9 protein-coding genes are annotated in these 14,614 nt (G+C 30.6%); 7 read left to right on the forward strand and 2 right to left on the reverse strand.

The window, feature by feature from the left end; genetic code table 11:
• Positions 1 to 87: 87 nt before the first annotated feature.
• Positions 88 to 1,146 carry a nucleoid-associated protein gene (locus tag BUC03_RS07540; RefSeq protein WP_073149881.1) on the forward strand — a complete coding sequence of 353 codons (1,059 nt, stop codon included), beginning with the start codon at positions 88 to 90 and terminating at the stop codon, positions 1,144 to 1,146.
• An 87-nt stretch (positions 1,147 to 1,233) separates the two neighbouring features.
• On the opposite strand, the gene BUC03_RS07545 is transcribed toward BUC03_RS07540, so the two are convergent.
• Positions 1,234 to 2,301 carry a hypothetical protein gene (locus tag BUC03_RS07545; protein WP_073149883.1) on the reverse strand — a complete coding sequence of 356 codons (1,068 nt, stop codon included), beginning with the start codon at positions 2,299 to 2,301 and terminating at the stop codon, positions 1,234 to 1,236.
• Between the two features lie 175 nt (positions 2,302 to 2,476).
• Between BUC03_RS07545 and BUC03_RS07550 the strand changes: the two genes are divergently transcribed.
• The 6 genes from BUC03_RS07550 to uvrB all read left to right on the forward strand — a co-directional run bounded on the left by BUC03_RS07550 (position 2,477) and on the right by uvrB (position 14,050).
• Positions 2,477 to 3,382, forward strand: coding sequence for an ABC transporter ATP-binding protein (locus BUC03_RS07550; protein WP_073149885.1), 906 nt, complete (start codon positions 2,477 to 2,479; stop codon positions 3,380 to 3,382).
• A 1-nt stretch (position 3,383) separates the two neighbouring features.
• A complete protein-coding gene (locus tag BUC03_RS07555) occupies positions 3,384 to 4,220 on the forward strand; it encodes an ABC transporter permease (protein ID WP_073149887.1) in 837 nt (278 codons plus the stop codon).
• 79 nt (positions 4,221 to 4,299) lie between these two features.
• Complete coding sequence (locus BUC03_RS07560) at positions 4,300 to 7,146, forward strand: T9SS type B sorting domain-containing protein (protein WP_073149889.1); 2,847 nt, start codon at positions 4,300 to 4,302, stop codon at positions 7,144 to 7,146.
• A 43-nt stretch (positions 7,147 to 7,189) separates the two neighbouring features.
• Complete coding sequence (locus BUC03_RS07565) at positions 7,190 to 9,601, forward strand: T9SS type B sorting domain-containing protein (protein ID WP_073149891.1); 2,412 nt, start codon at positions 7,190 to 7,192, stop codon at positions 9,599 to 9,601.
• Between the two features lie 79 nt (positions 9,602 to 9,680).
• On the forward strand, positions 9,681 to 12,020 hold the full coding sequence (locus BUC03_RS07570) for a T9SS type B sorting domain-containing protein (RefSeq protein WP_073149893.1): 2,340 nt from the start codon (positions 9,681 to 9,683) through the stop codon (positions 12,018 to 12,020).
• Positions 12,021 to 12,040: 20 nt separating this feature from the next.
• On the forward strand, positions 12,041 to 14,050 hold the full coding sequence (gene uvrB / locus BUC03_RS07575; RefSeq protein WP_073149895.1) for an excinuclease ABC subunit UvrB: 2,010 nt from the start codon (positions 12,041 to 12,043) through the stop codon (positions 14,048 to 14,050).
• Positions 14,051 to 14,114: 64 nt separating this feature from the next.
• Here uvrB and BUC03_RS07580 read toward each other — a convergent pair whose 3' ends face one another.
• A complete protein-coding gene (locus BUC03_RS07580) occupies positions 14,115 to 14,567 on the reverse strand; it encodes an Hsp20/alpha crystallin family protein (protein WP_073149897.1) in 453 nt (150 codons plus the stop codon).
• Between the last annotated feature and the right edge of the window lie 47 nt (positions 14,568 to 14,614).

Genomic DNA, 14,614 nt, shown 5'->3' on the forward strand with positions numbered 1-14,614 from the left:
TTTTAAAAAAATTACAAAATAAAAGATATAGCGAATAGCCCGACCCGACTTTAGAAGGGTAATGCCCTAGTTTATATAATAAAAACTATGATTAATTTATATAATGCACAAATTGAATCGCTTTCTATTCACCGAGTTGGGAATAAAAGTAGAAATGAAGGTATTTTTTTATCTGAAGAGCCTTACGTTTTAAATGATGAAATGAATGCGCTTTTAAAAGAGTATTTTTTAAAATCTTTTAGAGAAAAAGAAGAAAACTATTACCAATTTGTACACGACACAGATTTGGAGTTTCACGATTTATGTGAAGTAGTTTCTACTGTTTTTACAGATCCTTCTACTATACACGCACAATCTAAAAAAATAGCTCAGTTACTTTTTAACGAAGGGAAACACCCGCATATTAAAAGTGGAGAGTTATATGTGGTTTATTTTGAAAATGCTTTGCTGGATAACGAAAAGGTAGATGCGATTGGTATTTTTAAATCTGAATTAAAACACGATTTTCTTCAGTTTGAAGAGAAAGCAGCTAATTTAGAAGCTGTATTACAACAAGGCGTAAATTTGAATAAATTAGATAAAGGAGCCTTAATTTTTAATAAAGATAAAGAACAGGGATACAAAATTTTATCTGTAGATTCTAATCGTTATGACACTAAATATTGGTTAGAAGAGTTTTTAGCAGTAGATGTTTTTGCTGATGAAAATTTTAACACAAAAAGCTACTTAAAATTTTGTCAGAATTTTGCTAAAGATGTGGTTTTACCTGCAGAAGATAAACAGCAAGAGGTAATGTTTATGAACCGTGCTGTAAACCATTTTGCTAAAAATGATAACTTTGAAGAATCTACTTTTTTAAACGAAGTATTAGACAACCCAGAGCTTATACCTGAATTTAAACATTACAAAACAGAGAAAGCGCCTAAATATAAAATTGAAGATTTAACCGAGTTTCCTGTTTCTAACACTGCTGTTTCTGCTGCTAGAAAGAAAATAAAAAGCGTAATTAGTTTAGATACTAATGTGCAAATTAAAATGGATTTTATTAATCCAGATAGCGCAGAGAAATTTATAGAAAAAGGCTGGGATGAAGAACGCCAAATGTATTATTACTTAGTTTACTTTAATAAAGAAGAGAAAAACTAATTTTACATTCTAAATAAACAAATAACAGGCATTAAGAGTAGATACTTTTAATGCCTGTTTTTTTTTACCTCATCTCAAAATAATAAATTAATACTCCATCACTTCTTTGGTATTAGTATCTATATAATTTCTTTTTACAAACTCTAAAGCAGTTTTTAAAATGCTGCCCATAGTTCTTGCTCTTTTAAATTTTACATCTTTAGAGTATTCTAATAAATCTGCTTTTAATTGTTTTAAATTTTCTTTAGATGTAATTTCATCTGCTGTCATACAAGCAATTAAAAGTCTAAATCTTTTTTGACTAATAATTAATCGTTTTGCCATTTGAGAGCGTTCTTCTTTTTTATACTGCTCAATAGAAGTTTCTGCTATATACTTCATCACCAATTTTACCATTGGGTAATTTTCTTTAAAAAACTGCGGACGGTAAACCTTTAAATTGCCTTCGTAACTTTGCTGGTCAAAATCTATAGCTCTAATTTGGTAATCTACATGATCAAAATCATGAGTAGGTATAATTACATAATTATAAGACCTCATATCCCCTAAAAGTCTAATTGTGCAACGTTCGTTAAATTTCACAAACTGTTTTGCTAACAGTTTTTTGGTGTATTCGTCACAATGTTCTAATTCTTCTTCAATAAAAACATCGCCTGGTATTCCGGCTATGTGTGCTTCTATTAAAGTATCTTTATATAGTAAAAAGTTAATACGGTGTGGTGATAAAATGTGTTCAAGCTCTAAGCCATAAATTCTAGAGGCATCTGCTTTTTTTACGTAAAAATATGTGAAGTTATCGTTTAATACGTTTCTTACTTTTATTCTAAAAGGTTTAGAGTTACCAAAAGTACAGTAATCTATGGCATCTACATTAAAGTATTGAAATGCTTCATCACTACCATCTGAGTGTAAAATATTATAAACCCGCTTTAAACTGTTATCTATCTCTGTACGCTCGTGGTCTGAATAGTAACAACGTACCCAAAGCGTATCTTCATCATTTTTATCATAAACGACAATAGAGCCAGAAAATCTCAATAAATCATCGTAAAAAACAGGTATTTTTGTGTATCTGTTGTATTTTGTCAAATACTTACTCAATTTTTCTGTAATAGGAAAAATTGGTTTTTTCTTAGACATTAGCTTATCTTCCATAGCCCACAATTTAATAAAATTTAGACAGCTATCTTACAAAAACCTTGTAACAAAAAGTTAACTTGCTCGTCAAACTACTAAAACCTATATTTTTTATTCTTTCATTTCTAAATTCTGATAAGTTTTGGAATTAAAAAATGAAAATGAATAACTGACCAACAATAAATGCAAACGAATGAATACAATTCTTACACTTAAAAATCTTACCAAAAAATTTGGTGTGCTTACCGCGGTAGACAACCTCACATTCACTATAGAAAAAGGACATGTTTATGGCATATTAGGTCCAAATGGTAGTGGTAAATCTACCACCTTAGGTATGGTGCTAAATGTAGTAAACAAAACCAGCGGTGATTTTTATTGGTTTGATGGTAAAGACTCTACCCACAATGCCTTAAAAAAAGTAGGAGCTATTATCGAGCATCCTAACTTTTATCCATATATGACTGCTAAACAAAATCTAGATTTAGTATGTAAAATTAAAAATGTAACCAACGCTAAAGTGGAAGAAAAGCTAGAAATAGTTGGTCTTTTAGATAGAAAAGATCACAAGTTTAAAACTTTTTCTTTAGGGATGAAACAACGTTTAGCAATAGCCTCTGCCCTACTTAATGATCCAGAAATTTTAATTTTAGATGAACCTACTAATGGATTAGACCCGCAAGGGATACATCAAATTAGAGAGATTATTAGAAAAATTGCAGCAACAGGTACTACTATATTACTTGCTTCTCACCTGTTAGATGAAGTAGAAAAAGTATGCTCTCACGTGATAATTATTAGAAAAGGAGTTATGCTTTACGCTGGTAGTGTAGATGATATGAATGCTAGTTTTGGTTATGTAGAATTAAAAGCTAAAAATGAAGAGTTTTTAATGGAAATACTAAAAAACCATGATTGGTTTGAAAAAATTAAGATAGACGAAGAAACGGGGCTTACTAAAGCTAATTTAACTAAACCTATAGAAGCAGAAGAACTAAACAAAATGCTTTTTGAAAAAGGAATAATTCTTTCTCACTTAGTTAAAAGAAAAGAAAGTTTAGAGCAACAATTTTTAGAATTAACCAAACAAAACGCTTAATATGTTACGATTACTAAATATAGAATTTCATAAATTAAAATATAGTAAATCTACCAAAGTGCTTTCTATTATCTATTTTGGTTTATTTACTTTTCTTGCCTTATTTGCTTCCATTAAATTTAATTTTATAGGGCTTGATTTTCAATTAGCAGATCAGGGGATTTTTAATTTTCCGTATATCTGGCATTTTAATAGCTACTTTGCTTCTTTTTTAAAGATATTTTTAGCTATTGTTATTGTTTCTATGATGTCTAATGAATATAGCAACAGAACTTTAAAACAGAACCTTATTGATGGTATGAGCAAAAAAGAATTTGTTCTTTCTAAGTTTTATACTGTTTTAGTATTTTCTGTAGTTTCTACCTTATTTATTGTATTGGTATCTTTAATTTTAGGACTTGCTTTTTCTGATTTTACAGAACTTTCTATTATTTTTTCTGATCTGGAGTTTATATTAGCCTACTTAGTAAAACTGATTGGTTTTTTCTCCTTTTGTATGTTTTTAGGCATTTTAGTAAAACGTTCTGCTTTTGCTCTTGGTTTCTTGTTTGTATGGTGGATTTTTGAAAGTATTATTATTGGTATACTTAGATTCAAAATTATGGACGATGCAGAAAAAACTGGATACATTACCCAATTTTTCCCATTAGAATCTATGGCTAATTTGGTAAAACAACCATTTACTAGGCTTAATGTAATACAAACAGCTGCAAATCAACTACAAACAGATATCACTTCAGATTATGGTGTACATTGGTATCAAATTATAATAGTATTGGCTTGGACAGCTATTTTTGTTTGGGCTTCATATAGATTATTAAAAAGTAGAGATTTATAATATTTTAATAGAATTTTTAAAGAAAAGTAGAATTTTTTTCAGCAAAAATCGTTTAGTTTTGAACCCTGACTTTTGATTGATGAAAAAAATTCTACTTATACTTTTACTATTACCCATAGCCGTATTTTCTCAAGGTGAAGCCAATTATTGGTATTTTGGTACAAATGCCGGAGTAAATTTTAACACCTCTCCTCCTACTTCTTTAAACGACGGACAATTAGATACTAGTGAAGGCTGCTCTTCAATTTCTGATGAAAGCGGAAATCTTTTGTTTTACACTGACGGAAGAACTGTGTGGAATAGAAATCATCAAATTATGAGTAATGCCAATTATTTTGGTAATACTGGTTTACTTGGTGACCCCTCTAGTACCTCTAGTGGTCTTATTGTACCTCATCCTACAGATAGTGATATATATTATGTTTTTACGGTAGATGAACCTCATCATGACAATGCAGATACTTATCCATCTCAAGGTCCTGGTACTTCTAATGGAGAATATACAGATCTACCCAACAGTAACGTCCCAGATGATGATGATGGTTATAATAACGGACTTAATTATTCTGTTGTAGATATGAGTCTTAATGGTGGTTTAGGAGATGTTATTTCAACTGAAAAGAACATTCATTTAATAACTTACGATGAAACAGATAGTGAAGAAATAAAATATAAATGTTCAGAAAAAATTACCGCGGTTAAGGGGAGCGATTGTAATTCTATTTGGGTACTTACTCATTTTATAGACAAATTCTACGCTTTTAAAATAGACGATACTGGTGTAAATACTAATCCTATAATTTCTCAAACAGGACCTAGCATTCCTATTTCTTCTTATAGAAGAGCTGCTTTGGGATATATGAAAACATCTCCAGACGGGAAAAAAATACTAATAGCACATAACACAAAAACCTACAATCAACAAGGTAGTGACGACGCAGAAGATGGCGGTGTATATCTATATGATTTTAACGATGCCACAGGAAACGTATCTAATAATTTACCTTTAGTTGAAAATGTAAATGCTTACGGTGTAGAATTTTCTATGGAAACCCAAAAAGCTTATGCTACGGTAACCAAAAACAACTCTGCATTCTTATACCAATGGGATTTGACTAGTGCAGACATCCCTAACTCTATACAAAGTATAAGTGGAGTAAGTGGCTCTTCTGCAACAGCTTTACAGTTAGCCCCAAATGGTAAAATCTACAAACCTGTGATTTCAACAGCTAAATTAGCTGTCATTAATAATCCTGAGTTAGATGCTAGCCTGGTAGACTATACAGAATCTACAATAGCTGGAGCTATAAACTTAGGTTCAAATAATGCTATTTTTGGTTTACCTCCTTTTATTCAATCTATATTTTCTTCTAGGGTAAATATTATAGATCAAAATTCTGAAGAAATCATTACTAATTTAAGTCTTTGTGAAGGAGAGAGTTTTAACCTTTCTTATGCTAATAATTATACCAATGCAACTTATACCTGGTATAAGGATGGAGTTGAAATTACTACTGCAAATACCGAGTCTTTTACGGTCAATTATGACAGCTCTATTACTACTCCTTATACCCAATCTTATAAATTAGAAATAGATATTAATGATGGGTCTTGCCCATTAATTGGCTTAGCAAACATTACTTACAATCCTTTTCCTGAAATTAGTGATATTTCTTTTAATCAATGTAATTATACTAGTAACGATACTTCAATTTTTGATTTAACTAATATTGAATTAACCGCTTCAGAAACTGGTTTATCCTTCCAATATTACGAGAATCTACAAGATGCAGAAAATGAAATAAATAGTATTGACAATCCTTCTTATTATTATAATAAAAGCAATCCACAAATAGTAATTGCTAAAGTTTCTAGTGAATTTTGCAGTTCTTATGCTGAAATTTCTCTTACTATTAGTAATAAGACAATAACTGCACCTATAGAAATTAATACTTGTTCTATTAATGATACCGGATTTGAAAGTTTTGATTTAAATGAAGCACTTGATCAAATTAACGCTCTAAATTCTCTTTACAATGTTAGTTTTTATTCTTCTGAAGAAGATGCTATTCTTATGGAAAATGCTATCAATAATATTAGTAATTACCAAAACACAACTAGCTTTCAACAAACCATATATGCTAGAGTAGAAAACGGAAGCTTATGTGAAGATATAATTCCTATTATATTGACTGTAGAAGATCCTATAATTTTATCGGAAGATGAAACCATTATTTATTGTTTAGAAGATTATCCTGATGAAATAGAATTAGACACTGGTATACCTACAAATCAAATAAATGATTTTACGTATTATTGGGAGCCTACAGGAGAAACCACTCCAACTATTTCTACCAATGTTATTGGTAACTATTCTGTTACTGTAACAAATATAGAAACAGGTTGCGAAAAAATTAGATTAATAGATTTAGAAGCTTCTAATAGGGCAGCGTTTACCACAGAATTAGATGGACTTATTGGAGAAAATAAAGTTTCTATAATTCTAGACGAAAGTAGCATTGGTGTTTATGAATACTCATTAGATAATCAATTTTTTAATTATCAAGATGAAAATTATTTTATAAACCTTACCCCTGGCTCCCATACTATCTACGTAAGAGATATTAATGGATGTGGAATTACCAGCAAAGAAATACTTGTACTTGGCGTTATGAGGTTTTTTACACCTAATAATGATGGTATTAATGATACTTGGCATTTATTAGGTAGAGACGCTACTAATACAGACGGTATAGAAATTTATATTTTTGATAGGTTTGGAAAATTAATAACATCTATAGACCCTGACGGAAAAGGCTGGGATGGAACCTATAATGGTAAAAATTTACCTTCTAACGATTATTGGTATCTGATAAAATTTAATAACGGAAAGGCATATAAAAATAATTTCACATTAAAACGATAGTTTTCATAAAATAACTATATTTACTACTAAATATTAGTTATTTATGAAACAATTCTATTTTATTTTAATATTTTTAATTCCATTATCTGTAATCTCACAAAAAATTTCGTTGTACGATCAATTTAATGGTAGGTATGATTATGTTGGTATAGGTAACACATTAAACACAGAAGAAAATAACAATCCTACGTCCCCATGTAGTATCAACACCTCATCGTCTGCTACATTAAACCTAAATACTTCTCAAACAATAAAAGCAGCTTATCTATATTGGGCTGGTTCTGGTACAGGAGATTTAAATGTAACTCTCAACAATCAAAACCTAACTGCCGATAGAAATTTTATAGTAAATTTAAATAACTTAGATTTTTTTGCTGCTTTTAAAGATGTAACTACAATTTTACAAGCTACAGGTAATGGCACTTATACCTTGTCTAATTTAGATTTAAATAGTGTTATCACCAACAATTCTGCATATTGTAATACTGCAACTAATTTCGGAGGTTGGTCTATAATAATTGTTTATGAAGACCCTAGCCTACCCTTAAATCAACTTAGTATTTATGATGGATTAGAAGGTGTTTCTAGTAGCAATCTTAATTTAAATATTAATCTTACAAATATAAACGTCATTGATAATATTGGAGCTAAAATTGGATTTTTAGCTTGGGAGGGTGACCAATCTTTATATTATGGAGAAGACTTATTAGTAAACGGGAACTTAATTTCTAATCCGCCCTTAAATCCATTAGGTAATGCTTTTAATGGTACAAATAGCTTTACAAATTCTAGTACTAGCTACAATATGGATTTAGATGTTTACAATGTAGAAAATAATATCAATATTGGAGACACCACTGCCAACATTCAACTTACTACTGGTGATTTAGATGAAAACGGAATTTTTAGAGCAGATTTAATTATTATTAATAACATAGTAACTGTATTTAACAGTGTTCTACCAGATCCTGCTCCTGTAATAGATTTAGTAGATGTATTTTGTGAATCTAGAGATATTGAAGTAAACTATACTGTTACTAATATCAACTGTACAGATGAACTTCCTGCAAATACAGTAATTTTATTTTATGCAGATAATTTACTTGTAGGGCAAACTAACACAAATAACATAATTGCTATTGGTGGTTCAGAATCTGGACAAATTACCTTAAGTATCCCTGCTTCTATTGCAAATACTTTTACATTATCTATGGTAGTAAACGATGATGGAAATGGAAATACTATTATTCAAGAAATTAATCCAGATAATAACGAAACAAATACACAAGTACAATTAATTAATCCTGTAGCTGCTGTTACTCCTTTAGATTTTGAAGAGTGTGACGATGCAAGTAACGACGGAATATCTAGTTTTGATTTTAGCTCCAACACCTCTTTAGTAATAGGCTCTCAAACAGATGTTTCTGTAAGTTATTATGAATTACTTAGTGATGCTGAAAATGCAATAAACCCCATTACAAATACTAACAATTACCAAAATATTACCAATCCACAAGAAATTTTTATCAGAATAGAATCTACAAAAGATAGTGACTGCTATATCACCACTTCGTTTTTCTTAACAATACACTACTTACCTGTAATTGGAGACCCAGAAGATTTAATTTTATGTGATGATTTTAGTAATGATGAAATAGCTACATTTAATTTAAATGATAACGATATTTTATTAGAAAATAATCAGCCAAACAGTGCATTAACTTATCATCTAACTCAAAATGATGCAGATATAAATCAAAATAACATTACTAACTTATCTGCTTTTGAAAATACCACTAACCCACAAACCATTTATGCAAGATTAGAAAATGAAGATCACCCAGAATGTTATACTACTGCTTCATTTTTATTAATTATAAATGCCATAGAAAATTTAGAAATTCCTGAAACAATTATTAATTGTGATGAAGGTTTTAACTTAGCAAGTTTTGACTTAACAGAAATAGAAGAGTTTATCCCCTTAACCAATTCAGAAGTTATAGAAAACTATTATGTAACAGCTACAGATGCTAGTTTTTTAAACAATCCTATTACAAATCCCATTAACTATTATTCAGTAAGTGATCCTCAACAAATTTTTGTTAGAGTAGAAGAGCAAGATGCTTGTTATAAAATCTATAGTTTTAATATAGGCGTAGAAAACTGTCCGCCATTTATACCAGAAGGTTTTTCACCAAACGATGATACAGTAAATGATACTTTTCATATAAGCGGATTGTATAATATTTTTGAAAAATTTCAGCTAAAAATTTACAATCGTTACGGTAACCTTATTTATGAAGGTAACAATAATACCCCTGAGTGGGATGGTAAAAGTACTAGAGGTTTAACCAATGAAGGGAAGCAATTACCTACAGGTACATACTACTACATATTAGATTTAAAAGATTCTAATTACCAAGTTTATAAAAGTTGGGTATATCTTAACCGATAAATTATGCTATAGTTAAATTATATACACAGTTAGAACTAATCTTTGAAAATTACCTAATTTTGCAATCCAAAATTTAGCTTTGAAAAGATTTTTATTTTTTGCATTTACATTATTTAGTTTTACTGGGTTTAGCCAATATATCAAAGTAGATTCTAATAGTTATACCCCACAAGAATTAATTGAAGATATTTTAATTAATAGCGGTTGTATAGAAAATATATTGGTTACTAATTCTGTAAGCGGAAGTTTTAATACAGAAAAAAGTATTGGCTATTTTAATAAAAACAATAGCAATTTTCCTTTTGAAGACGGTGTGGTAATGAGTACCGGTAGGCTTTCTAATGTACCTGGGCCAAATAACAATCTGAGTGATGATGATGCAAATGGTTGGGGTGCAGACCAAGATTTAGAACAAGTTTTGGGTATAAGCAATACACTAAATGCAACTTCTATTGAGTTTGATTTTACTCCCAATGCAAATACCATTCAATTTCAATACATTTTTGCTTCAGAAGAATACCAAGAAGGAGATGATAGTACTTGCCAATACTCAGATGTATTTGGTTTTTTAATTAAACCTATAGGTGGCACCTACACCAACATTGCGGTAGTACCAGGCACAACAACTCCAGTAAAAGTCACCACAGTACACCCAGAAATACCTGGAGGCTGTGATGCAGAAAATGAACAATATTTTTCTTCTTTCAACAATAACAATCACTCAATAAATTTTAACGGTCAAACCAAACCATTGGTAGCTCAAGCTTCTGTAAATGCAGGAAGTACCTATCATATAAAACTAGTAATAGCAGACGATTATAACTACAGATACGATTCTGCTGTTTTTCTAGAAGGAAGCAGTTTTAATATTGGTGCAGATTTAGGAGATGATTTAACCGGAGAAAACGCGCTTTGTGAGAATGAAACACATACACTTTCTGTAAGTGATAACGGTAATACACCTACAAATTATGAATGGTTTCTAGTTAATAACGATAATTCTGAGACTTTACTTACTTCTGGAACCACAACTACAGATTACACTATTAACACCGCTGGTACATATAAAGTGGTGGTTACTTACGGAGCAAATTGCACTGCAGAAGACAGTATTGAGGTAGAGTATTTTAGTTTTTCTAATTTAGTAGATGGTTTTTTATACGAGTGTGACACCAATAATGACGGATTAAGTATTTTTAATTTAAATAATGCAAGTCAAGATTTAATTAATAACAATCCAAACTTTACAGTTACCAACTATTTTTTAACAGAAACAGAGGCATTATCCAACCAAAATCCTATTTCTAACGCAGATAGTTTTTCTAATACCAATCCTAGTCAAAAAATTTATGCAAGAGTTGTTTCAATTTCTGGTTGTGTAACTACTGTAGGCCTAACATTAGAAACCACTTATACCAGTTATACTGCAATAAGTCTGGTAAATTGTTACTCAATTGCAAACAGTTTTATCCCTTTTAATTTAGCTAATGCTTATTCTTTAATTGAAACAGAAACCGGTTTAAGCTCTTTTTCGGTTACTTATTATGCTAATGAAGGTGATGCGTTAGCGGAAACAAATTCGCTTTCTAATAATATAGAAGTAAGTATAGAAGATTTACCCCTTTCTGTTTTCGGAAAAATTGAAAACTCCGCTGGCTGCCAAGGTATTATAGAAGTAGTTTTACAAGGTATACAAGAACCTGAACTTAACCCTAGTTACCAAGCTCCATATCTTTGTGTAGAAGAAAACAATACAGTTACTATTGAAGCAGGACTTAAAGAAAGCAACTCTACATTTACTTTTGAATGGAATACAGGTGAAACCACGCCTTCTATTAACGTAGATTCTTTAGGCACCTACCAGGTAAATATTACTAAAACTGAAGTTGTAAATGGAGAAGAATATACTTGTTCTACAACAAATTCTATAGAAGTTTTTGGTTCAGAAAAAGCAAGTATATCTTATAAAATTGAAGGTACTTTTGATGATTATACGTTAATTATTTCTGCAGAAGGTGATGGTGACTACATATATTCTTTAGACAATCAATTTAACAACTACCAAGAATCTCCTATTTTTAGTGTAGAAGCAGGTTCTCACATAATTTATGTAAAAGATATAAATGGCTGCGGTATTGCTATGAAAGAAATTATAGTATTAGGCTACCCAAAGTTTTTTACACCAAACCAAGATGGAATTAATGATACTTGGAGACTAATAGGTACTAACAACCTAAACAAACAGATTAAAGCGGTATATATTTTTGATAGATTTGGCAAATTATTAAAAAGTATTTCTTCTGTAGGTTATTGGGACGGAACCTTTCACGGTAAACAAATGCCATCTTCAGAATATTGGTTTTTAGTAACTTTTAAAGATGCCGAAGATTTTAAGGGACATTTCACATTAAAGAGATAGCAAATTGTTATTTTTAGAGTATGAAATTTAAACTTAAATCGGCGTTTCAACCAACTGGTGATCAACCCCAAGCTATAAAGCAATTAACAGAAGGTATTCATCAAAACGAGAGATACCAAACTTTATTAGGTGTTACAGGTTCTGGTAAAACATTTACCATGGCCAATGTGGTAAAAAATGTAGAAAAACCTACACTTGTTCTAGCACATAATAAAACACTAGCAGCACAATTATATAATGAATTTAAAGCATTTTTTCCAGAAAACGCGGTAGAGTATTTTGTGTCTTATTACGACTATTATCAACCAGAAGCATATATACCTACTTCTGGTACATATATAGAAAAAGATTTATCTATTAACGAAGAAATAGAAAAGTTACGATTAAGCACTACCTCTTCCCTACTTTCAGGCAGACGAGATGTTTTAGTTGTAGCCTCTGTAAGTTGTCTTTATGGTATTGGTAACCCTGTAGAGTTTCAAAAAAATGTCATTTCCATTCAAAAAGATATGGAAATTTCTAGAACCAAATTACTTCATAGGTTGGTACAGAGTTTATACTCTAGAACAGAAGCAGAATTTAATCGTGGTAATTTCAGAATTAAAGGTGATACCGTAGATATTTTTCCTGGTTATGCAGACGATGCTTTCCGAGTTCATTTTTTTGGAGATGAAATTGAAGAAATTGAAGCTTTTGATCCCTTAACTAATGAGATTTTTGAAAAATACGAGCGACTAAATATCTATCCAGCAAATATGTTTGTGACCTCTCCAGATGTTTTAAACAATGCTATAAACGATATTACGCTAGATTTAGGTAAGCAAATTAACTACTTTAAAGATATTGGCAAGCCACTAGAAGCAAAACGCTTAGAAGAACGTACTAACTTTGATTTAGAAATGATTAAAGAGTTAGGGTATTGCTCTGGTATAGAAAACTATTCTCGTTATTTAGATGGCAGGCAACCAGGTACGCGTCCTTTCTGCTTGCTAGATTATTTCCCAGATGATTATTTAATGATTATTGATGAAAGTCACGTTACCATTCCGCAAGTTGGTGCTATGTATGGTGGTGACAGAAGCAGAAAAGAAAATTTGGTAGAATATGGTTTTCGTCTTCCGGCAGCAATGGATAATAGACCTTTAAAAGCTGAAGAATTTGAAGCCTTACAAAACCAAGTAGTATATGTTAGTGCTACACCTGCAGATTATGAGTTAGCAAAAACAGATGGTGTTTACGTAGAGCAGGTAATTAGACCTACTGGCCTGCTAGACCCGATTATAGAAGTTAGACCTAGCCTCAATCAAATAGATGATTTAATTGAAGAAATTCAAATTAGAGTAGAGAAAGACCAGCGTATTTTAGTAACTACTCTAACTAAGAGAATGGCAGAAGAACTCACCAAATATTTAAGCAGAATAGATATTAGGTGTAGATACATTCACAGTGATATAGATACTTTAGAGCGTGTAGAAATAATGCAAGATTTACGTAGAGGTATTTTTGATGTTTTAGTAGGAGTTAACTTACTAAGAGAAGGTTTAGATTTACCAGAAGTTTCTTTAGTAGCAATTTTAGATGCAGATAAAGAAGGTTTTTTAAGAAGCAATAGATCACTTACACAAACTATTGGGCGTGCGGCAAGACACTTAGAGGGAAAAGCTATTATGTATGCAGACAAGATTACTAAAAGTATGCAGCAAACCATTGATGAAACCGAGTATAGAAGACAAAAGCAAATAAATTATAATACTAAAAACAAGATAACTCCAACTGCATTAAACAAATCTTTAGATGAAAACTCTCTTTACGGGAAAAAGACACAACCATATAAGTTTGAGCCTGCAGAAAATTTAAAAGCAGCAGAAGAAGAAGTTACTTATTTTAATGAAAACCAATTAGAAGATAGAATTAGAAGCGTACGTAAAGAAATGGAAAAAGCTGCAAAAGAATTAGATTTTATGGCTGCAGCAAAATTTAGAGATGAAATTAAAATGCTTCAAGAGAAACTAAAAAACAAAAAAGATTAAATTAAAAAAGGCTTGAGCAATAATACTCAAGCCTTTTTACTTAACTAATCCAACCTTACTATTATTATGAAACCTCTATAAAGCGTTTAGCTTGCACTTTTGCTTCTTCTTTTTTTGGTAGGTTAATCAACAAAACTCCATTTTCATAAGAAGCATTAATTTTAGAACTATCTACAGTTTCTGGTAAACTAAAAGCTCTTTTAAAGGTACTGTAGCTAAATTCTCTACGAGTAAATTTACCTGTTGCTTCCTCTTTTGTTTCTGTATTTTCTTTTTTAGCTTCAGAAGAAATTGTTAATACATCATTATTTAATTCTATATTAAAATCTTCTTTCTTTTTTCCTGGTGCAGCTACTTCAACTAAAAAATTATCTTCTGTTTCTTGAATATTAACTGCAGGGATACTTACTCCAATATTATTTACATTAGAAGTACCTCCTAACCAATCTGTTTTAAACATATCATCAAAAATAGATGGTAACCAATTTTCTGCTGGTGTTCTTTTAACTAAACTCATAATTATAATTTTTAATGTTTATATCAATTTTACGTTTAGCAATTAGC

The organism is Mesonia phycicola, assembly GCF_900141885.1.
GTDB classification, from domain to species: domain Bacteria; phylum Bacteroidota; class Bacteroidia; order Flavobacteriales; family Flavobacteriaceae; genus Mesonia; species Mesonia phycicola.

Coding starts and splice junctions, on each gene's coding strand:
- BUC03_RS07550 (WP_073149885.1), top strand. CDS start 2,477: ATGAATACAATTCTTACACTTAAAAATCTTACCAAAAAATTTGGTGTG.
- BUC03_RS07555 (WP_073149887.1), top strand. CDS start 3,384: ATGTTACGATTACTAAATATAGAATTTCATAAATTAAAATATAGTAAA.
- BUC03_RS07580 (WP_073149897.1), bottom strand. CDS start 14,567: ATGAGTTTAGTTAAAAGAACACCAGCAGAAAATTGGTTACCATCTATT.
- BUC03_RS07560 (WP_073149889.1), top strand. CDS start 4,300: ATGAAAAAAATTCTACTTATACTTTTACTATTACCCATAGCCGTATTT.
- BUC03_RS07565 (WP_073149891.1), top strand. CDS start 7,190: ATGAAACAATTCTATTTTATTTTAATATTTTTAATTCCATTATCTGTA.
- BUC03_RS07540 (WP_073149881.1), top strand. CDS start 88: ATGATTAATTTATATAATGCACAAATTGAATCGCTTTCTATTCACCGA.
- uvrB (WP_073149895.1), top strand. CDS start 12,041: ATGAAATTTAAACTTAAATCGGCGTTTCAACCAACTGGTGATCAACCC.
- BUC03_RS07545 (WP_073149883.1), bottom strand. CDS start 2,301: ATGGAAGATAAGCTAATGTCTAAGAAAAAACCAATTTTTCCTATTACA.